19 protein-coding genes are annotated in these 22,694 nt (G+C 72.3%); 5 read left to right on the forward strand and 14 right to left on the reverse strand.

Annotated features, from left to right (window positions below):
* Positions 1-5 precede the first annotated feature (5 nt).
* Together EJV46_RS02955 and EJV46_RS23160 are read right to left on the reverse strand one after the other, a co-directional pair.
* Positions 6-1,187, reverse strand: a complete 1,182-nt coding sequence (locus EJV46_RS02955) for an efflux RND transporter periplasmic adaptor subunit (RefSeq protein ID WP_131547087.1) — start codon at positions 1,185-1,187, stop codon at positions 6-8.
* A 183-nt stretch (positions 1,188-1,370) separates the two neighbouring features.
* On the reverse strand, positions 1,371-1,661 hold the full coding sequence (locus EJV46_RS23160; RefSeq protein ID WP_240782375.1) for a DUF6476 family protein: 291 nt from the start codon (positions 1,659-1,661) through the stop codon (positions 1,371-1,373).
* Between EJV46_RS23160 and EJV46_RS02960 the strand changes: the two genes are divergently transcribed.
* Both EJV46_RS02960 and rpoH read left to right on the forward strand, forming a co-directional pair.
* Positions 1,662-2,663, forward strand: a complete 1,002-nt coding sequence (locus EJV46_RS02960; RefSeq protein ID WP_240782376.1) for an RluA family pseudouridine synthase — start codon at positions 1,662-1,664, stop codon at positions 2,661-2,663.
* Positions 2,664-2,936: 273 nt separating this feature from the next.
* A complete protein-coding gene (gene rpoH, locus EJV46_RS02965) occupies positions 2,937-3,797 on the forward strand; it encodes an RNA polymerase sigma factor RpoH (protein ID WP_131547089.1) in 861 nt (286 codons plus the stop codon).
* A 109-nt stretch (positions 3,798-3,906) separates the two neighbouring features.
* Here the strand turns inward: rpoH and EJV46_RS02970 are convergent, their stop codons facing one another.
* Positions 3,907-4,227: a plasmid stabilization protein gene (locus EJV46_RS02970; RefSeq protein WP_131547090.1), complete on the reverse strand. Its 321-nt coding sequence runs from the start codon at positions 4,225-4,227 to the stop codon at positions 3,907-3,909.
* Between the two features lie 281 nt (positions 4,228-4,508).
* Between EJV46_RS02970 and EJV46_RS02975 the strand changes: the two genes are divergently transcribed.
* The gene (locus EJV46_RS02975; protein ID WP_131547091.1) at positions 4,509-5,459 is read left to right on the forward strand and encodes a crotonase/enoyl-CoA hydratase family protein; all 951 of its coding nucleotides are present in this window, start codon (positions 4,509-4,511) and stop codon (positions 5,457-5,459) included.
* Between the two features lie 43 nt (positions 5,460-5,502).
* Here EJV46_RS02975 and EJV46_RS02980 read toward each other — a convergent pair whose 3' ends face one another.
* The 9 genes from EJV46_RS02980 to EJV46_RS03020 all read right to left on the reverse strand — a co-directional run bounded on the left by EJV46_RS02980 (position 5,503) and on the right by EJV46_RS03020 (position 18,381).
* Entirely contained in the window at positions 5,503-7,998 is a 2,496-nt protein-coding gene (locus tag EJV46_RS02980) for an ATP-binding protein (protein ID WP_131547092.1), read from the reverse strand.
* 4 nt (positions 7,999-8,002) lie between these two features.
* The gene (locus EJV46_RS02985) at positions 8,003-10,186 is read right to left on the reverse strand and encodes an EAL domain-containing protein (RefSeq protein WP_131547093.1); all 2,184 of its coding nucleotides are present in this window, start codon (positions 10,184-10,186) and stop codon (positions 8,003-8,005) included.
* A gap of 324 nt (positions 10,187-10,510) precedes the next feature.
* Positions 10,511-13,096 (reverse strand): response regulator, encoded by a 2,586-nt coding sequence (locus EJV46_RS02990; RefSeq protein ID WP_131547094.1) that lies wholly within the window; start codon positions 13,094-13,096, stop codon positions 10,511-10,513.
* On the reverse strand, positions 13,096-13,485 hold the full coding sequence (locus tag EJV46_RS02995) for a hypothetical protein (protein WP_131547095.1): 390 nt from the start codon (positions 13,483-13,485) through the stop codon (positions 13,096-13,098). Before EJV46_RS02995 ends, EJV46_RS02990 begins: the two co-directional genes overlap by 1 nt.
* A gap of 130 nt (positions 13,486-13,615) precedes the next feature.
* Positions 13,616-14,812, reverse strand: a complete 1,197-nt coding sequence (locus tag EJV46_RS03000; protein ID WP_131547096.1) for a M20 family metallopeptidase — start codon at positions 14,810-14,812, stop codon at positions 13,616-13,618.
* Positions 14,813-14,839: 27 nt separating this feature from the next.
* Positions 14,840-15,814: a tripartite tricarboxylate transporter substrate binding protein gene (locus tag EJV46_RS03005; RefSeq protein WP_131547097.1), complete on the reverse strand. Its 975-nt coding sequence runs from the start codon at positions 15,812-15,814 to the stop codon at positions 14,840-14,842.
* Positions 15,811-15,999 carry a hypothetical protein gene (locus tag EJV46_RS03010; RefSeq protein WP_131547098.1) on the reverse strand — a complete coding sequence of 63 codons (189 nt, stop codon included), beginning with the start codon at positions 15,997-15,999 and terminating at the stop codon, positions 15,811-15,813. The genes EJV46_RS03005 and EJV46_RS03010 overlap by 4 nt, the downstream gene beginning before the upstream one ends.
* A 36-nt stretch (positions 16,000-16,035) precedes the next feature.
* A complete protein-coding gene (locus EJV46_RS03015; RefSeq protein WP_131547099.1) occupies positions 16,036-16,920 on the reverse strand; it encodes a fumarylacetoacetate hydrolase family protein in 885 nt (294 codons plus the stop codon).
* Positions 16,921-16,974: 54 nt separating this feature from the next.
* Positions 16,975-18,381: an amidase gene (locus EJV46_RS03020; RefSeq protein WP_131547100.1), complete on the reverse strand. Its 1,407-nt coding sequence runs from the start codon at positions 18,379-18,381 to the stop codon at positions 16,975-16,977.
* 112 nt (positions 18,382-18,493) lie between these two features.
* Between EJV46_RS03020 and EJV46_RS03025 the strand changes: the two genes are divergently transcribed.
* Positions 18,494-19,255 (forward strand): bifunctional 2-polyprenyl-6-hydroxyphenol methylase/3-demethylubiquinol 3-O-methyltransferase UbiG, encoded by a 762-nt coding sequence (locus EJV46_RS03025; RefSeq protein WP_165585298.1) that lies wholly within the window; start codon positions 18,494-18,496, stop codon positions 19,253-19,255.
* Between the two features lie 9 nt (positions 19,256-19,264).
* Here the strand turns inward: EJV46_RS03025 and EJV46_RS03030 are convergent, their stop codons facing one another.
* Positions 19,265-20,311 (reverse strand): AI-2E family transporter, encoded by a 1,047-nt coding sequence (locus tag EJV46_RS03030; RefSeq protein ID WP_131547102.1) that lies wholly within the window; start codon positions 20,309-20,311, stop codon positions 19,265-19,267.
* A 63-nt stretch (positions 20,312-20,374) separates the two neighbouring features.
* Positions 20,375-21,328 carry a tripartite tricarboxylate transporter substrate binding protein gene (locus tag EJV46_RS03035; protein ID WP_131547103.1) on the reverse strand — a complete coding sequence of 318 codons (954 nt, stop codon included), beginning with the start codon at positions 21,326-21,328 and terminating at the stop codon, positions 20,375-20,377.
* An 89-nt stretch (positions 21,329-21,417) separates the two neighbouring features.
* Here EJV46_RS03035 and EJV46_RS03040 point away from each other — a divergent pair, with 89 nt between their 5' ends.
* Entirely contained in the window at positions 21,418-22,683 is a 1,266-nt protein-coding gene (locus EJV46_RS03040) for a DNA polymerase IV (protein ID WP_131547104.1), read from the forward strand.
* Positions 22,684-22,694: the final 11 nt, after the last annotated feature.

Here is a 22,694-nt window from a genome sequence, read left to right on the forward strand (position 1 = left end):
CGGGCCTAACGACCTGCCGCGGGAGCGGCGTTAGCGGAGGCGGAGGCGGAGGCGGCGGCCGCGCCACGCTCGTTCAGCGCCTGCTGCGTGGTCTCGGTGGCGTTCACCTTGCCGCCGGGCCGCGCGCGCTGGATCCCCTCGACGATCACGCGGTCGCCCTCGCTCAGCCCCTCGGTGACGAGCCAGGCCGTGCCGATGGCGCGCTCGGCCTTGATGATGCGCGCCGCCACCGTGCCCTCGGCGTCGACGACCATGGCCGTGGCCTCGCCGCGCGGGGTGCGGGTCACCGCCTGCTGCGGGACCATGAGCGCGCGGTCGGTCACGCCCTCCTCGATGCGGGCCCGCACGAAGAGGCCGGGCATCAGCTGGCCGTTCGGATTGGGGAAGACGGCGCGCAGGGTGATGGAGCCGGTTCCTGGATCGACGATGACCTCGGAGAATTGCAGCCGGCCCGCCTCGGGGTATTCGGTGCCGTCCTCCAGCGTCAGATGGACCACCGCCTGGCCCTCGCCGTCCTGGCGCAGCGTGCCCTCGGCGAGGTCGCGGCGCAGCCGCATCACGCGCGCGGCGGACTGGGTCACGTCCACATAGATCGGATCGAGCTGGGTGATGGTGACGAGCGAGGCGGTCTGCTGCGAGGTCACCAGCGCGCCGGCCGTCACGGCCGAGCGGCCGGTGCGCCCGGCGATCGGCGAGGTCACCCTCGTGTAGTCGAGGTTGATGCGGGCGGTCTCGACGGCGGCGCGGCCGGAGGCGACATCGGCCTGGGCCTGGCGCAGCGCGGCCTCGGCGAGGTCGAGATCCTGCTGGCTCACGGCCCGGGCGCGGACCAGCGGGCGGTAGCGGTTCACCGTCACCGCCGCCGAGGCCGCCGCCGCCTCGTTGCGCCGCAGCGCCGCCTCGGCGCTGTCCAGCTGGGCCTGATAGGGGGCCGGGTCGATCTGATAGAGCGGTTGGCCGGCCTGGACCTCGGCCCCCTCGGTGAAGAGGCGCTCGCGGATCACGCCGCCGACCTGCGGTCGGACCTCGGCGGTCTGGAAGGCCGAGGTGCGGCCGGGCAGCTCGGTCGTGATGGTGACGGGCTGCTGGCGGAGGCTGACGACCGTCACGGCGGGCGGCGGCGGCGCTTCGGGCGCCGCGGCCTGCTTTTCCTCGCAGCCGACGATCGCCACGGTTGCCCCGAACATGGCGACCAGTCCGGCGACACGTGAAGGAGAAAAGGGCGGGCGCGGCCGGGATAGGGGCATGCGAGACTTCCGAGATGGAAACTGACGAGTTTCGATATGGGTACTCGCGAGTTTCCATGCCGTCAAGCTATGCTGCGGCGCAGCAGGCGGTGGACTGCCCGGCTGGTTCTCCGCCCGCCGTCGCTACCGCACGGGCACCGAAGCGCCGGGAATGACCTCTCCCACAGGCCGGCCCGTCTTCGCGTCGAGGAAGACGATCCGGTCGCCGTCCGGTCGCTGCACGAGCACGGCGAAGCGCCCCTCGGCCGCCGCGATCCCCAGGATCCGGCTGCCGGCCGGCAGGTCGAGGCTCATCGGCGGCAGGGGCGCGCCACCCCCGCGTCCGGCGCGCTGGACGAGGACCACGACGAGGGCCACCGTGCCGGCGACGATCATCACCCCCATCGCCACAACCAGGATTTTGAGTGCCCGCATTTGTCCAAGACCCATGAAATCGCAGCGACCGAAGCCGACCAGGGCACGCGCCTGGACCGCTTCCTCGCGGAGCGGATAGGCGGCCTCTCGCGCTCCCGCGTCAAGGCGCTCATCGAGCAGGGCCACGCGACCCGCGACGGCGAGGCGGTGACCGAGCCCGCCCATGCCGTCCGCGCCGGCGCCACCTACGCCCTCTCGCCGCCCTCGCCGGTGCCGGCCCGGCCCGAGGCGCAGGCCATGGCGCTGAACATCCTCCACGAGGACCGCGACCTGATCGTGCTGGACAAGCCGGCCGGCCTCGTCGTCCACCCCGCGCCGGGCAATGCGGACGGCACGCTGGTCAACGGCCTGCTGGCCCATGCGGGCGAGGAGCTGGAGGGAATCGGCGGGGAGAAGCGGCCGGGCATCGTCCACCGGCTGGACAAGGACACCTCCGGCATCATGGTCGTGGCCAAGACGCAGGCCGCGCACCAGGCCCTCTCCGAGGCCTTCGCCGCCCGCGACCTGGACCGCGAGTACCTGGCCCTGGTCTGGGGCGTGCCGAACCCGTCCCAGGGGGAGATCGAGGCCGCCATCGGCCGCCACGCCACCGACCGCAAGCGCATGGCGGTGGTCGAGCCGCGCTCGAGGGGAGGGGCGGCGGGCGCCACCTCCGGCAAGCACGCCGTGACCCGGTACCGGACGGAAGCCTCGTGGTTCGGCGCCGCCTCGCTGCTGCGCTGCAAGCTGATGACGGGACGGACCCATCAGATCCGCGTGCACCTGGCCCATCGCAGCCATCCGCTGGTGGGGGACCCGGTCTATCTCCGCCGCATCCCGGCGGCGAGCCGGCTGCTGCCCGAGGAGCTGCGCGAATCCCTGCTGGCCTTCCCCCGCCAGGCCCTGCACGCGACGACGCTCGGCTTCAAGCACCCGGTCACGGGAGCGATGCTAACCTTTCGGTCGGACCCACCGAAGGACATGGAGAACCTGCTGGCCCAGCTCGGCGCCATGCCCCGGTAAACCTTGTCCGCCCGGCGGAATGTCCTATCCGGACCAATATGGTCGGTTTTACTGGACATGGCGCTACAACCCGTCTAGGGTTGCGACATTGGCAACGACCCCGGGGTGCCGCTCCTAGATCCTGGCTGCTGAAACCGCCCCTTCCGTGACCGGGGCGGATGCAGCCCGGAGGGCCCCGGTCGCGTTATGCCGCAAAGGTCGCGCACCTGCCGCCGTCACGGGGTGGGGCGCGTCGCAGATGGAAGGCTCACTATGGCGTCCCTCAGCATACCCATGGCCCCCGAAGGCAACCTGTCCCGCTACCTGCAGGACATCCGCAAGTTCCCGATGCTCGCCCCTGAGGAGGAGCTGAGCCTCGCGAAGCGCTGGCGCGACTCCGCCGATGAAGGCGCCGCGCACAAGCTCGTGACCTCGCACCTGCGTCTCGTCGCCAAGATCGCCATGGGCTATCGCGGCTACGGCCTGCCCGTCGGCGAGCTGATCAGCGAAGGCAACGTCGGCATGATGCAGGCGGTGAAGCGGTTCGACCCGGAACGCGGCTTCCGCCTCGCCACCTATGCGATGTGGTGGATCCGTGCCGCGATTCAAGAATACATCCTGCACAGCTGGTCGCTCGTGAAGATGGGCACCACCGCGGCGCAGAAGAAGCTTTTCTTCAACCTCCGCCGGCTCAAGGGCCAGATCGGGGCGCTGGAGGATGGCGACCTGCAGCCCGAGGTCGTCACCAAGATCGCGACGACGCTGGCCGTGCCCGAGCAGGATGTGGTGAGCATGAACCGCCGGCTGGCCTCGCCGGACAACAGCCTGAACGCCCCCGTCCGCGCCGATAGCGAGGGCGAGTGGCAGGACTGGCTGGTGGACGAGTCCGAGAGCCAGGAGGAGGAGCTCGCCGAGCGGCAGGACATGTCCAACCGCAAGGACATGCTGAACGGCGCGCTGCGCACGCTGAACGAGCGCGAGCGCCATATCCTGATCGAGCGGCGCCTGAAGGATGAGCCGACCACGCTCGAGGAGCTGAGCCAGCAGTACAATATCAGCCGCGAGCGCGTCCGGCAGATCGAGGTCCGCGCCTTCGAGAAGCTGCAGAAGAGCATGAAGCAGCAGATCGTCGAGCGGCGGCTCGCGGTTGGATAGCCAGCGAAGGCTCGCGGTCGGATAGCCAGCGAAGGCTCGCGTCGGATAAGCAAGTATGAGCGTAAATGGGGCGGCGCCGGGCAACCGGCGCCGCCTTTTTCACGCCGCTTCAGTGATGGGCATGCGCCGCCGCGTTGCGCCTGCGGGTGGCGGCCGCCTTCTTCGCCGAGGCCGAGCGCTCCGCGGCCGTTCGGGAGGCGGCGGCCTTGCCGCCCGCCTTCCCACCCTCATGCGCGGCCGGATGGCCCGTCTCCTTCCCCCGTCCTGAGCCGCCGGGCTTCTTGCCGCCGCCGTCGTCCTTGTTGACGGTCGCCCAGGCGCGCCGCTCGGCCTCCTTTTCCGGCACCCCGCGCTTCTCGTAGCCCTCGGCGATGTGGTCGGCCTTGCGCTCCTGCTTGCCGGTGTATTTGGACTTGTCTCCGCGGGGCATGCTGTCCTCCTCGAGAGCGGTTCTTCCTCTGGAAAACGAGGGACATGCCCGGAGAGTTGCCGCATCCCGCCTTCCGGGGCGGCGAAGCCCATGTCCCGGCATTTGACCGCGCCCCCGCCAACGGGGCAGGAGCCGCTACGTTGCTGGTCTGGCCAAACGGGCCACCGCACACGCGAGTGAAAGTGCTTGTTTACAACTTAAACGCGATGCGTTCGCGGCTAACATGCGCCTACGGCCGACTTCGAGTCCTCATGGCCGATCCACCCAAAACGGAGCCTGCGATGACCTTCCTCTCCCTCCCGGAAACCCAATCCGTCCCCAGCTCCTCCTTCGGCGATCCCGCCGCGGTGCTGGCCGCGGCGCGCTTTGCCACGCTGGAGACCCGGCTCGAGCCGGACACCGCGAGCTTCTGGGCGCATATGCGCCCCGGCCCGAAGCCCTGCTTCACGCTGGACCTGCTGCAGGACATCCTGGCCCAGCAGGCCCTTCTGCGCGACGCGCTCTCGCCCGCCCGCCGCGCCGAGTTCGGCCCGACCCTGCGCTACTACGTGATGGGCAGCCGGCTGCCCGGCATCTTCAACCTGGGCGGCGATCTCTCCCTTTTCGCCGAGAAGATCCGCAGCCGCGACCTGCCCGCGCTGCGCCGCTACGGCCATCTCTGCGTCGAGGCGATCCACGGCAATGCCGAGGCCTTCCAGGCACCGGTCGTCACCATCGCGCTGGTCCAGGGCGACGCGCTGGGCGGCGGCTTCGAATGCGCGCTCGCCTTCGACGTCATCGTGGCCGAGCGGCAGGCGAAGTTCGGCCTGCCCGAGATTCTCTTCAACCTCTTCCCCGGCATGGGCGCCTACAGCTTCCTCTCCCGCCGGATCGGCCAGGTGGAGGCGGAAAAAATGATCATGTCCGGCCGCCTCTACTCGGCCGAGGAGCTGCACGCCATGGGCATCGTGACCGTGCTGGCCGAGCCGGGGCAGGGCGAGGCGGCGGTGCGCGACTACATCGACAACGCGACGCGCAAGCACAATGCCCAGCAGGCGCTGCTGCGCGTGCGCCGGCGCGTCGACCCGGTGACCCTGCCCGAGCTGAAGGATGTGGTGGACATCTGGGCCGAGACGGCGCTGGGCATTTCGGAGATGGACCTGCGCAAGATGCTGCGCCTCACCCAGGCGCAGGAGAAGCGCCTGGCCGCGGAGCTGGGAGCCCGGGAGCCGATGGTCCTGGCGGCGGAGTGAGGCCCGCCACGACCCGCCGGGGGGCCGAGGGCGCGCAGGCCATTCAGCTCCGCAACTGCCCGGTCCCACCCTCCGGGCCCTCGCGCAGCAGCAGCGGCCGTGCCCGCTCGAGCTCGGCCGCCAGCCGCTCCACGATGGACCGGCCCTGCTCGCGCAGCACGTCGGGCCCGACGTTCCGGCAGAGCTGGCACAGCTCGCACAGCGCGCGGGCGCCCACATGGGATGCCGCGCTGTGGAGCGCATGCGCCTTGGCGCGGAAGGCGCCGGAATCGCCCGCCGCCACGGCGCGCGACAGCTCGCCGAGTGTGAGTTCGGCATCCTCCAGGAACTCGGTCACCACCTCGCGCGCGAATTCGGCGCCGCCCAGCAGGTCCAGATCGTCCAGCGCGCGCCGGTCCACCAGCACCGGCCCGGTGGGGCGGAAGCGCGGATGGCTGGCGATGGCGGCGATGGCCGGCGGGTGTTCCGGGCCCTCCTGCTCGGGCCAGGGCAGCGCGTCGATGGCGGCGAGCAGCGCGGCCGGCGTCAGGGGCTTCACCAGGCAGGCGGCGAAGCCCGCCTCCTCGCAGCGCCGGCGCGCCTCGTCAGTGGCATCGGCGGTGACGGCGAGCCAGGGCACGCGGCGGCGGCCCAGCGCCTGCATCGCATAGAGCTTCGCGGCCTCGATGCCGTCCAGCCGCGGCATGTTGAGGTCCATCAGCACGAGGTCGAAGTCGCGGGCCTCCAGCGCGTCCAGCGCCTCCTCGCCGTCCGAGACGAGGGTCGACTCGTGGCCGACGCTCTCCAGGATGCGCGCGACCACCCGCAGGTTGACCCGGTTGTCGTCCGCGACCAGCACGGAGAGCCGGCGCCGGGGCGCGGGCTGCGGCAGCCGCGCCGGCTCCCGACGCGCCGTCCCGCCGGCCAGGAGCAGCGCCGCCGAAAGCTGGTCCGGCGCCGGGGCGGGGGGCAGCAGCGTGACGAAGGCGCGGCGCAGCGGCAAAGGCGGGAGCTCCTCCGGCGGCTCGGGCGCCAGCAGGATGGTGCGCCAGGCCCCCATGGGGTCGAGCGCCTCCAGCGTCTGGGCGAGGATGGCGGGCGTCATGTCGCCCCCCTGGCGCAGCGCCTCAACATCGACCACCAGGAGGCGCGGGGCGGCGGCCGGCAGGCCCTCCAGCGCGCCGACGGCCTCGGCCAGCGTGGCCGCGGGGCGCAGCTGCAGGCCGGCCGCGGCCCAGTCCCTGGCGCGGGCGGCGGCGTCGGGGACGAGCAGGACCGCCTCGGGCGCGGCCGCCTCTTCCAGCGGGGCCGCGAGGCCCATCGGCAGCACGCACCAGAAGGTGCTGCCCACGCCTTCCAGGCTTTCGACCCCGATCCTGCCGCCGAGCAGCTCGGCCGTCCGCCTGCTGATCGCGAGCCCCAGTCCGGTGCCGCCGAAGCGGTTGATGATGCTGGCATCCGCCTGGGAGAAGGCCTCGAAGATGCGCGCCTGGGCCTCGGGCGCGATGCCGATGCCGGTGTCCGTCACCTCGAAGCGCAGCAGCACGCCCTCCTCCGAGGGCACCGCGTCGGCGGCGACCACGACGCCGCCCGAGGCGGTGAACTTCAGCGCGTTGCCGACCAGGTTCAGCAGCACCTCGCGGGTGAGCGAGGGATCGCCCAGGAGCCGCCGCGGCGTGCGGCGCGTGGCGTGGAAGGTGAAGCGCAGCCCCTTCTCCCGCGCGGTGCCGGCGAGCATGCGGCGGACCTCGTCCAGCAGCGCGGGGAGCTCGAACTCCTCCCGCTGGACGGGCATCTGCCCGGCCTCGATGCGCGAGAAGTCCAGGATGCTCTCGATCAGCCGCAGCAGGTTGCGCCCGGCATCGGTGACGGTGCCGGCCATCTCGCGCTGTTCGGCGTCGAGCTCGGACTGCTGCAGCAGCCCGCCCATGCCGATGATGGCGTTGAGCGGCGTCCGCAGCTCGTGGCTGACGCTGGCCAGGAACATGCTCTTGGCCTGGTTGGCGGCCTCGGCCTGGGCCTTGGCCGCCGAGAGCTTGCGGACCAGTGTCGCCGCATAGGCCGGGATGGCGATGAGCCCGAGCAGGAAGCCGGCCGAGAGATGCGGCTGGTCGTGCCAGAAGGGTGTGAAGATCACGACCCCGGCGAAGCCCAGGATGCCCAGCGCCTGCCCGATGTAGAGCCAGGTCACGCCGAAGCGGAAGCCGTTGCCCAGGATGGCCCAGAGGTAGAGCGCCGCCAGCACCGAGGTCTTCTCGCCGCCGACATGCATCTCGTAGGAGAGCAGGGCCATGTCGAGCGCCAGCGTGACGACGCGCCGGAGGTTGTTGACCGCGGGGAAGGCCAGGATGTGCGCGAAGACGGCGATCGCGAAGACCCAATAGGCCGCCACCACCTCCAGCGCGTGCCAGGGCGCGTCCTCCAGCAGGAGGAAGACCGTGATGAGGAGCGCGAAGGCGAGCCGGTTGAAGCTCATCTCGTGCTCGGTGTCCGGCCGTCCGCGCAGCGCCCGGAAGCTGAGGAGGCGGGCGCGCCGCTGCTCCGGGGGCTGCGGGCTCACGGCGTCACGTGCCGGGCACCGGGGCCTCGGCCCCGGCCAGCCGGCGCTCCAGCGCCGCGGCCGTGATCGGGTGACTCACGAAGAAGCCCTGGATCTCGTCGCAGCCGAGCCTGCGCACGGCCTCCAGCTGCGCTTCCGTCTCGATGCCCTCGGCCACCACCCGCATCCCGAGGTTGCGGCCCAGCGAGACCACGCCCGCGACGATCGCGGCATCCACGGCGTTGCCCGGCAGCTCCGCGACGAAGGAGCGGTCGATCTTGAGCCGCTGGACCGGGAAGCTCTTCACGTAGAGGAGCGAGGAATAGCCGACCCCGAAATCGTCAATGGAGAGGCAGACGCCCAGCTCGCGCAGCTCCCGCAGCGTCGCCGCGACCTTCTCCAGGTCGTCCATGGGCACGCGCTCGGTGAGCTCCAGGTCCAAGGTCGCCGGCGCGAGCCCGGCCTCTTCCAGGGCGGCCGCGACCATGCCGCGCACATCCGCCTGGCGGAAGAGCGAGGGCGAGATATTGGCCGAGACGCGGACGCCGCCGCCGGGCCGCCGGGCCCAGGCCGCGCCCTGGCGGCAGGCGGCGCGCAGCACCCAGGCGGTGATGGGCGTCATGAGCCCGGTCTCCTCGGCGGCGCCCAGGAAGGCGCCGGGGGCGAGCAGGCCGCGCTCGGGATGGTTCCAGCGCAGCAGGGCCTCGGCGCCGACGATGCGGCCGGTGGAGAGGCACACCTGCGGCTGCCATCGCAACTCGAACTCGCCCCTGGCCAGCGCGCCGCGCAGGTCGGCTTCGAGCTGCATCGCCTCGCGGGCGGCGTGGTCCATGGCGGGGTCGAAGAAGCAGTAGCCCTTTCCGCCCTCGGATTTCGCCCGCGACATGGCGAGGTCGGCGTGGCGCAGCAGCTCCTCGGCCGAGGTGGCGTCGCCGGGGAAGAGGGCGACGCCGATGCTGACGGCGACCTGGACGCTGCGGCCCAGCACGGTGAAGGGCCGCTCCAGCGCCTCCTGGACGCGCAGGGCCAGCTGCGCGGCCTCCTGGGCGGCCCCGATCTCGGCCTGGAGGATGGCGAACTCGTCGCCGCCGAGCCGCGCGACGAGGTGGTCGGGGCCGACCGCCTCGGTGAGGCGGGCCGCCACGTCGCGCAGCATCCGGTCGCCCGCCTCGTGGCCCAGGGCATCGTTCACCGCCTTGAAGCGGTCGAGATCGAGGATATGGAGCGCGAAGGCCGCCTCGCCGCGTCGGCCGCCGGGGCGTGGCGGCTGCCGCCCGTCCTGGCGGCCTTGCGCGCAGCGGTCGCGCAGCCGCTCGCCCAGCATGGAGCGGTTGGGCAGGCCGGTCAGCGCATCGTGGCGGGCGAGGTAGAGGAGCTGCTCCTCGGCCCGCTTGCGGTCGGTGATGTCGATCGAGGTGGTGACGACGGCGGTGACCCGGCCTTCGCCGTCGCGCAGCGGCGCCTTGGTGGTGAGCAGCGTGCGCGAGCCGCCCTGGCCGTCCGAAAGCTCCTCCTCGAAGCCGGCCATGGGCAGGCCGGAGGCGAAGACCTCGGCATCGGCCGCAAGGCCCCGCTCCAGCCGCGCCTGGCCGAGGATGCGCAGCGCGCCGTGGCCCACCAGCTCGGCCGGGGTGGAGCCCGCGATGGTGGCCTGCCGGGCGTTCACGAAGATGAGCTTTCCCGCGCGGTCGGTCGCGCTGATCATGGCGGGCACGGTGTCGATGAGCTGGGCCAGGGATTCGCGGCTCTCGCGCAGCAGCGCGTGGCGCGAGCGCTCCGAGGCCTCGAGATCGCGCGCCAGCGCCTGCACCTGCCGGCGGGCCTGGAGCTGGTGCCGGCGCAGCGCCAGCAGGTTCCGCACGCGGGTGCGGAACTCGGCATGGTCCACCGGGGAGACCAGGAAGTCCGTGGCGCCGGCCTCGAGCGCGCGCAGCCGGAAGACGGGATCGTTGTAGGCGGTCACGACGATGATGGGCACGTCGGCGCCGGTCGCCTTGGCGCGGATGCGGCCCGCGACCTCGGCGCCGTCGAGATGCGGCATGCGGTAGTCGCTGATGACGAGGTCCGGCTGATGCCCGTCCATCCAGGCCAGCGCGAGCAGCGGATTGCCGAAGGTGACGACCTCGGCCGAGGGTTCCACCGACACCGCGAGCTGGGCGAGGATCTTCCGGTTGGTGCCGCGGTCGTCGAGGATCAGGATCAGGGACATGGGGGCGCCGGCCGTGGTTTTGCATCCGGCGGTTGCCCGGCCGAAGGATGCTGATGCACCTTTCCGGGTGCCATGGCCATGGCTATCGCGGCGTGACGCCCGCCGCGCCGCGCGAGCTCAAGGCGAAGCTGCTGAAATGCCAGAGGATTCACGGACTGCTCCCTCCTGCGCCTGGCGTGCGGCTTAGGCCCCGCATGCTGCCCAGTTCTTTGCCCGGCTTGCAAAGCAAATAGGGCGCGGCGTAGCGCCGGCCGACAGGGCGACCGCGGCGCATCGACGCCGCGTCAGGGGTCAGAAGATCCGCCCGCATCGGCGGCCGCACCGCTACGGCAAGGGCGCCAAAGCCTCCCGCCCCCGCGCCGTGCTCAGCGACCGGGCCGCGGCGATGGCCGGGCGAAGCGCCTCCTCCAACCGCCGCAGCCGCGGTTCCGGATCGGCCTGTTCCCGCCCGGTGAGGGCATCCTCCAGGCGCAGGGCCGCCTCGGCCACGCCGCCGGCCTCCAGGGAGGCCGCGGTGCCCCGGAGCGCGTGGGTGAGCTGCGCGGCCTCGTCCAGGCGGCCCTCCGCGATCTGCCGGGCGAGCGTGGCGGCGGTGTCGCCGAAGCTTTCGCCGAAGTCGACGATGAGCTTGCGCAGGAGCTTCCGCTTCCCGTTCACGCGGACGAGCGCGGCCTCCAGATCATAGGGCGGCAGCGCGGGGGGAAGGCCGTCGGCATCGGGCGCCGCCGGTGCGGGCGGAGGCGCGGCGGGGCCGGCCGCGAGCCAGCGATCGAGCGTCGCGATCAGCGCCGCCGGATCGACCGGCTTGGCGACATGGTCGTTCATGCCGGCCCGCAGGCAGCGCTCCCGCTCCTGCTCATAGGCATGCGCGGTCATGGCGATGATCGGCAGGTCCTGCGCGGGAATGCGCTGGCGGATCCGGATCGTGGCCTCGATCCCGTCCATCTCCGGCATCTGCACGTCCATCAGCACGGCGGCGAAGCCCAGCGGCTCGGCCAGGGCCTTGTCGCAGGCGACGCGGCCGTTCTCCGCGATCTCGACGACGAGGCCGGCATCGGTGAGGAGCTCGACCGCGAGCTGGCGGTTGATCTCGTTGTCCTCCGCCAGCAGGACTCGCGCCCCGTGGAACTCGGGCGCGACACGCGGGATCGGGGCCGGGCCGGGCGGCGTGGGGACGGCCTCGGGGCCGGCGCCGAGGAGGGTTGTCAGCGTGTCCAGCAGCAGCCCGGGATCCACCGGCTTCACGAGCACCGCCGAGATGCCGTTCGCCTCGGCCTTCTCGGCGATCTCCTCGCGGCCATAGGCGCTCACCATCACGACGAGCGGCGTCCTGACCCCGGGCGCCTTGCCCTGGATTCGCCTGGCCGCCTCCATCCCGTCCATGCCCGGCATCTTCCAGTCCATGAGGACGAGGTCGAAGGGCGCGCCGCTCGCCTCGGCGTCGTCCAGCGCGCTGAGCGCCTCGGCGGCGGAGGCGAAGAGCTCCACCCCGACGGACCAGGCCGCGAACATCTCCTGCAGGATCGCCCGCGAGGCGGCGTTGTCGTCCACGACCATGATGCGCAGGCGCGAGAGGGCTTCCACCGCCGGCCGCTGCGCGATGGTCGCCGCATCGGCGACGCCCAGCCGGAGGATGAAGCGGAAGCAGCTTCCCTCGCCGGGCGTGCTGTCCACGAAGATCGTGCCGCCCATCAGCTCCACCAGCTGCTTGCTGATGGCCAGCCCCAGGCCCGTCCCGCCGAAGCGGCGCGTGGTGGAGCTGTCGGCCTGGGTGAAGGAGCGGAACAGGCGGGCCTGCTGGTCCGGCGTCATGCCGATTCCCGTGTCGCGGACGGCGATCTCGAGCGCGATGTCCTCGCCCGGCGGGGACATCGGCCGGACGGTGACCGTCACCTCGCCGCGTTCCGTGAACTTCACCGCATTGGAGACCAGGTTGAGCACCACCTGGTTGAGCCGCAGGGAATCCCCCACCAGCGCCGCCGGCACCCCGGCATCGACCACGAAGCGCAGGCCCACGCCCTTCTCCTGGGCCCGCACGCCGGCGATGGAGGCGACGCCGTCGAGCGTGGCCCGCAGGTCGAAGGGCGCCCGCTCGAGGGTGAGCTTGCCGGCCTCGATCTTCGAGAAGTCCAGGATGTCGTTCACCAGCCCCAGCAGGGCGCCGCTCGCCGAGCGGATCTTGACGAGGTAGTCGCGCTGCTTGGGCGTCATCTCGGTGCGCAGGGCGAGATGGCTGAAGCCGAGGATCGCGTTCATCGGCGTGCGTATCTCGTGGCTCATATTGGCCAGGAAGATGCTCTTCGCCGCATTCGCCGCCTGGGCCTCCCGCGTCCGCTGCCCGACGCGCAGCTCCAGCGTCTCGTTCTGGTGCCGGATCTCCGCGCTCATCGACGCGATCCGGCGGAAGGTCCGGACCAGGGTGACGCAGAGCGCGACGAGCACGGCGCTCTGGAACAGGACGATCGCGACATGGAGATAGACCCGCGCGAGATCCGCCCCGCCGAGGAAGATCGCCGCCGGCAGCAGGAAGTTCAGCAGGAGGTGATGCAGGAGGACGGTCCCCGCGCCGACCACGATCACGCGCCAGTCGCACCATCCGATCAGCAGGGCGAGGCCGGCGAAGAAGTACATGTGCATGTCCATCTGCCAGCCGTGCCCGGCCAGCAGGTAGAGCATCAGGGCCGGCTGCCCCATCAGCGCGATCGCCGAGACGTAGCGCGACACGGGCGCGGGGCCCCGGAGCCACCAGCAGAGGTGGTAGGCGGCCACCAGGGCGGCGGAGAAGGCGGCCGGCGCGGCCGGCGCGCGGCCCAGCAGGACCGCGCTCAGCGCGACCGCAGGGACATGCAGCCAGAGCAGCCCGACGAAGGCGCGGCCGAAGCGTCGCCGGAGGCCGTCGAGCTCGGACATCAGCCGGCCCCTCCGCCGGAGCCGAGGCAGCCGCGCAGCAGCACGGGATCGAGCACGAGCCAGGCGCCCGCGCGATAGGCGGCGGCGGCGAAGCCGGGGCTGTCGGAATGGGCGAAGATCACGTTGGGCAGGCCGCCGGCATCGACGATCGTGCCGTCGGCCGCGGCCACGAGGGCCACCATCGCATCGGATCCCTTCCAGGGCGCGGCGATGATGGCGAACTGCGTCTGCCCGTCCTGCGGCATCAGCCCGACCGCAACAGGGGCCAGGAGGCTGAAGAGCAGAAGGGCAAGGACGGGAACCGCCGCGGCCCCGTCCTGGCGGCGGCCGTCACGCGGGCCGGGCGCCGTCGGGTGCTTCCTGCCGGAGGCAGCGAGGGAGACGAACATCGATAAGCTCACATAGTATTATAAGGAATATAGCACGTCGCCCGGCGCCGAGCTGCAACATTCCGTCGCGGCCGGCGCTTGCCCTGGGCTCCCGGCCGCGAAGGCGCGGGGACGGCCCCCGCGCGGAAGGTCAGAGCCCCGCGCTCTCCAGCCGCAGCACGGATCGCGCGAGCGCCTGCGCCCGCGGCACGAAGCTCGCGACCTCCAGATACTCCTCGGGACTATGCGCGAGCCCGCCCACCGGACCGACGGAGCACAGGGTCGGCGCGCCCTGGGCGGCGGTGAAGCCGCTATCCGCGCAACCGCCGGAGAACTCGCCCTTCACCTCGAGGCCGGCGTCCTTGGCGGCGCCCTGATACATGGTGAAGAGCCGCGCGGCGGCCTCGTCCTGGGTCAGCGGCAGGAACTCGCCCTTGATGGTCAGCTTCGCCTTCGTGCCGGGCACGTAGCTCTTCGCGACGATCTCGTGGATCCTGCCCATGATCTCGTCGCGATCGGCCGGATTCACGTAGCGCAGGTCGATCTGGCCGGCGGCGGAGGGCGCCACCGTGTTCACGCTCTGCCCGCCCGAGACGAGGCCGACATTGAGCGTGATGCCGCGCTTGAGGTCGGTCAGCGCGTGGATCGCGACGATCTTGTGCGCCAGCTCGCCGATGGCGGAGATGCCGGCCTCGAAATTCCCGCCGGAATGGGCAGCCTTGCCCTCGATCTCGAAGATGCTGAAGACGCCGCCCTTGCGGCCGGTGACCACGTTGCCGGTGAGCCGGCCCGGCTCGGAATTGAAGACGACGCGGGCGCCGCGCGCCTCCTCCTCGATCACGGCGCGGCCCTCGGGGGAGCCGATCTCCTCGTCGCCGGTGAAGAGGCCGACCATGGGGCCCGGCGCGCCGCCGAACTTCTTGAAGGCGGCGAGGACGAACATGTTCATCACGAGGCCGGCCTTCATGTCGGCGACCCCGGGGCCATAGGCGCGGCCGTCGCGGATGGTGAAGGGACGGCGGGTCGGCTCGCCCTTCGGGAAGACGGTGTCGCGATGGCCCATCAGCACGATGTTGGCGGCCTGGTTGCCGCGCGTGCGGATGGCGCCCGCCCCCTCATGCGGCAGCACGGCGCGGAGGCAGTCGCCATGCTTCTCGCCCTTCACGGTCTCGACCGCGATGCCGTGGGACTCGCAGAAATCCCTGACGATCCGGCCGACCGCATCGACGCCGGCCTTGTCGTAGCTGCCGCCGTCGGTGTTCACCATGGCCTCCAGGGCGTCGAGCATCGCCTGCTGCTGGGTGGCGAGCCAGGCGGTGATCTTGCCTTCGGTGGTTTCGGTGTTCATGCGGGCCTCCATGGAATGGGAGACAGGCTACTCCACCCGGCCGATCCGTTGAACCGCCCTGACGAGACGCGCGCTGTCCTCGGCGAGGAATCGGGCGAAATCCGGCGCGTCCATGTAGCGCGGGGGCGAGCCGGCGGCCTCGAAGGCGCGCAGCAGGTCCGCGTCCTGCATGGCGGCGCGCATCGCCTGGCGCAGGCGGGTCACGACGGGCGCCGGCGTCGCCGCGGGGGCGAAGAGCCCGGCCCAGATGTAGAACTCCACCTCCGGGAAGCCGGATTCCATGAAGGTCGGCACCTCCGGGAAGGCCGGCGCGCGCTCGCGGCCCCAGCAGCCCAGCACGCGCAGCCGCCCGGACTGGACGTGCTGGGTCAGCGTGCCGGGCGCCGAGGCCAGGGCCTTGATGTCGCCCGAGAGCAGGGCGGTGATGGCCGGCCCCGCGCCCTGGAAGGGCACGTGCAGCAGGCGGAGGCCGGCCGAGCTCGCGAACATCTCCATGGCCACATGCAGCGTGCCGTAGGCGCCCGAGGAGCCGTAGGGGATGTCGCCCGGCCGCGCCTTCGCATCGGCCACGAAATCGGCGATGGAGCGCCAGGGCGCATTGGCCGGGACCGCCAGCATGGTCGGGTCGGCATTGACCAGCGCGATGGGCGCGAACTGGTCGACGGCATAGGGCGGGGGCCGGCCGAAGAGCTTCTCGGCCTCGGGGATCACCGCCAGCGAGGAGAGCGCCATCAGCAGCGTGTGGCCGTCGGCCGGGGCGCGCGCGACGAAGCCCGACCCGATCGCTCCGGCGCCGCCCGGCCGGTTCTGCACCACCACCGGCTGGCGCAGGAGGCGCTCCAGCGCCCCGGCGACGGGCCGGGCCGCGAGATCGGCCTGGCCGCCCGGCGGAAAGCCCACGACGACGGTGACGGCCCGGCTCGGGAAGTCCTGCGCCCGGGCGGGCAGGGCGGCGAAGGGCGCCGCCAGGACGAGGCGCCGCGGCAGCGACGCCCGGCTCATTCCTTGGGGCCGATCCGCGTCACGGTCTCGCTCTGCCAAGGGCGGCCCTCGGCCATCTCCGCCTCCGCGCCGCCGCGCGGCGGCTCATAGAAGGAGGCCGCGTCCGGCAGGCGCTCGGGCGGGGTTGCCGGCGCCGCCATCAGGCAGCGGCGGCGCGCCAAAGGAAGAAGCTTCAGAGCACGCATTCGTCATCCTCCCGTCACGGGACTGCCTTATGGCCCTCAGGCCACCCGATTCTCCAGGGTCCCGATGCCGGGCACCTCGATCCGCACGACGTCGCCCGTCTTCAGGAAGACCGGCGGGTTGAACCCGATGCCCACCCCGGCCGGCGTGCCGGTGGCGATGAGGTCGCCCGGCTCCAGCGTGATGGCCACGCTGATCGCCTCGATCAGGGTCGGGATGTCGAAGATCAGGTCGGAGACGGGCGCGTGCTGCCGCTTCTCGCCGTTCACCCAGGTGGTCAGGGTGAGGCGGGTCGGGTCGGGCACTTCGTCGGCGGTGAGGATGGCGGGGCCCATCGGGCAGAAGCTGTCGAGCCCCTTGCCCAGGACCCACTGGCTGTGGCGCTTCTGCAGGTGGCGCGCCGTGACGTCGTTGACGATGGTGTAGCCGAAGACGTGGCTGAGCGCGTCGGCCTTGGAAATCCCGCGGCCGCCCTTGCCGATGACGACGCCGAGCTCGCCCTCGTAGTCGAGCCCGCCGGTCGGATCGAGATGGCCCAGGATCGGCTCGCCATGGGCGATGATGGCGGTGTGCGGCTTGCTGAAGACCACGGGATAGGGCGGCACCACGTCCTTGGCGCCGCCGTCGAAGCCCGAGCCCGCGAATTCCTTGGCGTGCTCATGGTAGTTCTTGCCGACGCAGAAGACGTTCTTCGGCGTGCGGGGGATGGGAGCGCAGAGCGTGGCCTCGGCCAGGACCGGAGCCTTGGCCGCCGCCTCGCGGAGCTTGCCGAGCAAGGCGGGCTCGCCGGCGGCGACGTCGATCATGGTCTGGCCGCGCAGCAGCGGCTCGACGGCGCCCAGGTCGAGGATGGCGCCGCTCGCGTCGAGCGCGCCGACTTCCTGCCGCACCTGCCCGGTGCGGGTGAAGGTCACCAACCGCATGCTGCCATTCCGCCCAAATTCCGTGAGGGGGGAGAAAGCAGTTTTACGTCTGCGTTACAAGATCGGGGCGGTGGGGATCTGCCTCGCGATTTCCAGGGCCCGCGCCGCGCGGAAGCAGAGGTCGTCGCGATAGAGCGCGGCCGCCACCTGCACCGCGCGCGGCATGCCCTCGGAATCCAGGCCCACGGGCACGGAGATCGCCGGCTGGCGCGTGAGGTTGTGGGTGAAGGTCCAGGGCGCCCAGTCGCGCCAGAGCGCCATCTGCGGATGCAGGGTCGGCTGGTCGGCGGCGAAGGCGGCGGTGGGCGTGCAGGGGGTGAGCATCAGGTCGTAGACCTGGTGGAAGCGGGCCATGGCATGGGCGGCCTCGATGCGCAGCGCGTCGGCGCCCAGGAAGTCCACGGCGCTCATGGCCGTCTCGGCCTGAGCGACCTCCAGGATGCCGTCGTCCAGCATCTCGCGCCGTTCCGCCGGCACCGTCGCGACCAGCCGGGCCAGCGCCACGCCCCAGACGCGGCCGAAGATGGCGCGGGTGTCGGGCAGCCGCGGATCGGCCTCCTCGACGATGGCGCCCGCCGCCTCCAGTGCCTTCGCGGCCTCGTCCAGCGCCGCCTCGCCCTCGGCATCCAGCGGGGCGTCGAAGCCGAGGCGCCGGACGACGGCCACGCGCAGCCCCGTCACGCCCTCCTCGATGCCGTCCCGCCATTCGCGCTTCTCGTCGGGGAGGCAGAAGGGGTCGCGCAGGTCGTGCCGCGCGAGGGCGTTGAACATGAGCGCCGCGTCGCGCACCGAGCGGGTCATCGGCCCGGCCACCGCGACATTGGCGAAGGCGCCCAGCGGCCATTGCGGGATGCGGCCGAAGCTCGGCTTCACGCCCACCAGCCCGCAGAAGGCGGCGGGGATGCGGATGGAGCCGCCGGCATCCGTGCCAATATGCAGCGGCCCGAACCCGGCCGCGCCCGCCGCGCCGGCGCCGCTCGAAGAGCCGCCCGGCGTCCGCTCCCGGTTCCAGGGGTTGCGCGTGATGCCGTGCAGCGGGCAGTCGCCCGGCGACTTCCAGCCAAACTCGGTGGTGGTGGTCTTGCCGACGATCACGGCGCCGGCCTGCTTCAGCCCCATCACCGAGGGGGCGTCCTCGGCTGCGGGCGTGTTGTCGGTCGTGCGGCTGCCGCGCCGGGTGGGGAAGCCGGCCAGGTTCAGCAGGTCCTTCACGGTGGCGGGCACGCCGTCGAGCTGGCCCATGGGGCGCCCGGCCATCCAGCGCGCCTCGCTCTCGCCGGCCTGCTGGACGGCGCGCGGGTTCAGCGCGGCGAAGGCGTTCACCCAGGGATTGTACCGCGCGATGCGCTCGGAGACGGCCTTCAGCGCCTCGACCGGCGAGAGCGCCCGGCGGGCATAGAGGGACAGCAGCTCCTCCGCCGCCATGAGCGCAGGGTCGGTCTTGGTCGTGATGTCGTGCATGGGGGAAGCATGCGCCGAACCGGCCTGGCCGTCACGCCCGCGCTCCGGCAGGGTCGATTGTGGCGGGGGGGCGCCTTTGCTAATCCGGAGCCCATTGCGAGCTGGAAGCACCATGACTGCCACAGAACTGTCCGCCGTCGACGAGGCGATCCGCGATTGCGCCGCCCTCTACGGCGTCTCGCCGGCGATCCATCCGGAAGACCATATCTACAACTTCGTCATCCAGCATCCCTCCTTCACCACCGACGCCGCCCGCGTGAAGTACTACTTCCGCGACGGCGCCCATTCCGCCCGGACCCTGTGCCACATCGTGGGCCAGCACCTGCCGGGCCGCGCCAGGATGGATCTCCTGGAATTCGCCTGCGGCTATGGCTGCGTCTCGCGCCATCTCGTGAAGATGGACCGCTTCGACATGGATTGCTGCGACATCCACGAGCAGGCGATGGACTTCCTGCGCGACCGGATCGGCGCCAGGCCCGTGCTCTCCTCCCCGGCGCCCGAGGCGCTGGAGCTGCCGCGGAGCTACGACGTGGCCTTCGCGCTCTCCTTCTTCTCCCACATGCCGCGGCAGAGCTGGGGGCGGTGGCTGGCCCGGCTCTCACGGGCGGTGCGGCCGGGCGGCATCCTGATCTTCACCACCCAGGGCATGCCGAGCCGCATGCACTTCGGCTATCCGGACATTCCGGAATCCGGCTTCTGGTTCCAGCCGACCAGCGAGCAGATCGACCTCTCCACGGCGGAATACGGCCAGACCATCGTGATGCCGTCCTTCGTGAAGGCCGAGATCGCGGCCATTCCCGGCCTGGAGCTCCTCGACCTGGACGAGGGATACTGGTGGGGGCACCAGGATCTCTACGTGGTCCGGCGGCTGTAGCGGGCGCCGTCAGACGCCCTCGGCCGTGACCTGTCCGGCGGAGGGTTCGGCCGGCGCCTCCACCCAACCCTCCACATAGCCCACCTTCACGGCCACCATGACGACCGCCGCGAGCGGCGCCGCCAGCACCACCCCGATCAGCCCGAAGCCCGAGCCCATCAGCGCCTGGGCGCCGAGCAGATAGGCGGGCGGCATGTCCGCGGTGCGGCTTTGCACCATGGGCGTCAGCAGGTTGCCCTCCACGTTCTGCGACAGCACGAAGAGCCCGATGACCCAGGGGATCAGCGACGGATCCTCGCCCAGGGCCACCAGCAGCGCCGGCACCACCGAGATCACCGGCCCGATATAGGGGATGAAGCCGAAGATCGCGGCGATCAGGGCCAGCAGGCCGGCCAGCGGCACGCCGAGCGCCCAGAGCCCCAGGCCGGTGATGAGGCCCGTGACGGCCATGGCGAAGAGCTGCCCCAGCAGCCAGCCCCGCAGCGTCTCCCCGGCCTCGTCGAGCAGCGCTCGGAAGCGCGGCCGGGCCGGCGGGGCCACCAGGCACAGCGCGGCCTTCCGGTAGGTCGCCGGGTCGCTCGCCAGATAGAGGCCGAGCAGCAGGATCAGCACGGCGTCGCCGAGCCCTCCGAGCAATCCGCCGAGGCTGGTGACGGCATAATTGGCCACCTGGCCCGCCGTCTCGCCCGAGGGCATGAGGCGGCGGGGATCGACCTGCTCGATGATCCAGCGGCCCCAGCCATAGCGCGACAGCCGCTCCTGCACGCCCTGCACGAGGCCCGGCAGCTCCTGCCGGAAGCTGTCGGCCTGGGCGGAGAGCGCGTCGGCGGCGAACCAGAAGGCCAGGCCGGCCAGCACGAGCGCGAGCAGCGCCACCGCCGCCACGCCCCAGCCTTCCCCGACCCCCAGGCGTGCCGCGATCGGGACCGCCAGCGCGCGCAGGGCCACGGCCAGCAACGCGCCGGCGAAGAGCACCAGCAGCACGCCCGGCGTCAGGATGAAGAGCACCAGCAGCGTGGCGAGAAGGATGAGCGCGGAGAGGAGCGTGCGGGACATGGGCGCTGAATGACGGCGGATGCCGCGCGGTTGCCGCGGCTTCCGAAAAAGGGAAGGCGGCGCTCAGTCCAGCCGGATATTCGCCGCCTGCGCCACCTCGCGGAAGCGCGCGATGTCCTGCCGGAGCACCTCCGCATAGTGCTGCGGCGTCGAGCCGCCGGGCGTCGCACCCTCGGCCTCGTAGACCCGCGCCACCTCCGGCTCGGCGAGCGCGGCGGCGACGGCCGCGCTGAGGAGGCGCAGGGGCTCGGCCGGGATGCCGCGCGGGCCCAGCAGCCCCCACCAGATCGAGGATTCGTAGTCGATGCCCGTCGCCTCCCTCACCAGGGGCGCCGGCGGGCTGCCCGGGGGCGCGCCGGGGGCGCAATAGGCCAGCAGGCGCACGCGGTTCTCGCGGATGGCGGCCGACGCGCTGGCCATCGTCGTGATCAGCATCGGCACGTGGCCGGCGATGAGGTCGGTCACGGCGGGCGGCATGCCGCGATAGGGCACGTGGTTCAGCCGCAGCCCCGCGCGGAGCGCGAAGAGTTCGGTGACGAAGTGGTTGATGCCGCCGGGGCCTGAGCTCGCGAAATCCACCTCGCCCGGACGGGCGCGGCAATAGGCGACGAGCTCCTGGATGCTGCGCGGCGGGAAGTTCCTGTTCGTCAGCACGAGGAAGGGCGCGCGGGCCAGCAGCGAGACGGTGTCGAAGCTGCCGATGGCGTCGTAGGACGTGCGCTGGATGGCGGCCGAGGCGGCGAAGCTGCTGCTGGAGACCATCAGCGTGTAGCCGTCGGGCGCCGATTGCGCGACCTGCCCGGCGCCGATCGATCCGCCGGCGCCGGGCCGGTTCTCGATGACCACGGGCTGGCCGAGCCGCTGCTGCATCTTCTCGGCCAGCGGGCGCGCGACCACGTCGTTCGAGCCGCCGGGCGGGAAGGGCACGACGATGCGGATCGGGCGCTGGGGCCAGGCGGGCTGCGCATGCGCGAGGGCAGGGGTGGCGAGCAGCGCGAGGGCGGTACGACGCTTCATGGAAATTCCTCCGCGCGCAGTCTGGACCAGCCCGCGGCGGAGGTCACCGGGGGCTTTCGCGAGGCGCGCCCGGGGTTCATGCTCGCGCCATGGACGCGCTCTGCCGCGACTGCTTCCAGGATCCGGGCCCCGACGCCGCCTGCCGCCATTGCGGCGGCCGCCGGCTGCTGCGCCATGCCGAGCTGCTTTCGCTGACCATCGCCCATGTGGATTGCGATGCCTTCTATGCGAGCGTCGAGAAGCGCGACCGTCCCGAGCTGGCGAGCCGGCCCGTGCTGGTCGGCGGCTCGAGGCGCGGCGTGGTGGCGGCCTGCTGCTACATCGCGCGCGGCTACGGCATCCACAGCGCCATGCCCATGTTCAAGGCGCTGGCGGCCTGCCCGGACGCGGTGGTGATCAGGCCGGACATCGCGAAATACGTGGCCGAGGGCCGCCGCATCCGGGCGATGATGGAGGCGCTCACGCCCCTGGTCGCGCCTTTGTCCATCGACGAGGCCGTGCTGGACCTCGCCGGCACCGAGCGCCTGCACCACGCGCCGCCGGCCGCGGTGCTGGCGCGATTCGCCCGGCGCGTGGAGCGGGAGGTGGGCGTGACCGTCTCGGTCGGGCTCGCGGGCAACCGGCTGATGGCCAAGCTCGCCGCGGGGCGGGACAAGCCGCGCGGCTTCGCGGTGATCGGCCGGAGCGAGGCGGCCGGCTGGCTGGCGCCGCAGCGGGTGGGCGTGCTGCCGGGCATCGGCCCGGCGGCGGCGCGGCGGCTGGAGGCGGCGGGGATCACGCGGCTCGGCCAGCTCGCGGCGCTCGACGACCGGGCGGCGGTGGCGCGGCTGGGCGCGGAGGGGCCGTCGCTGGCCGCGCGCGCCCGCGGCGAGGACGGCCGGCCGGTGGTTCCCGACCGCGAGACGAAGAGCGTCAGCGCCGAGACCACCTTCGACGAGGACCTCGCCGGCCTCGCCGAGCTGGAAGCCGTGCTCTGGCGGATCTGCGAGAAGCTGGCGAAGCGCCTGGCGGCGAAGGGTCTCGCGGCGGGCGGCGTGGTGCTGAAGCTGAAGACCTCCGGCTTCGAGACGATCACCCGCAGCGCCCGGATGGCCGCGCCGACCCTGCTGCCCGAGACGCTCTTCGCGGCGGCCCGGCCGCTGCTCGCGCGCGCGGCGGACGGCACGCGGTTCCGCCTGCTGGGCGTCGGCGCCGCCCCCCTGGCCGGGGCGGCCGACGCCGATCACGGCGACCTCGCCGATCCCGACGCCCCGCGGCGGGCGGCGAAGTGGCGCGCGATCGAGGCGCTGCGCGAGAAGTTCGGGGCCGGGAGCGTGGTGGCGGGCCGCGCCCTGGGCGGCCGGCGCGGGGGCTGAGCCGGGCCGCC

Origin of the sequence: Roseococcus sp. SYP-B2431 (assembly GCF_004336745.1) — a bacterium.
Taxonomy (GTDB): Bacteria; Pseudomonadota; Alphaproteobacteria; order Acetobacterales; family Acetobacteraceae; genus Roseococcus.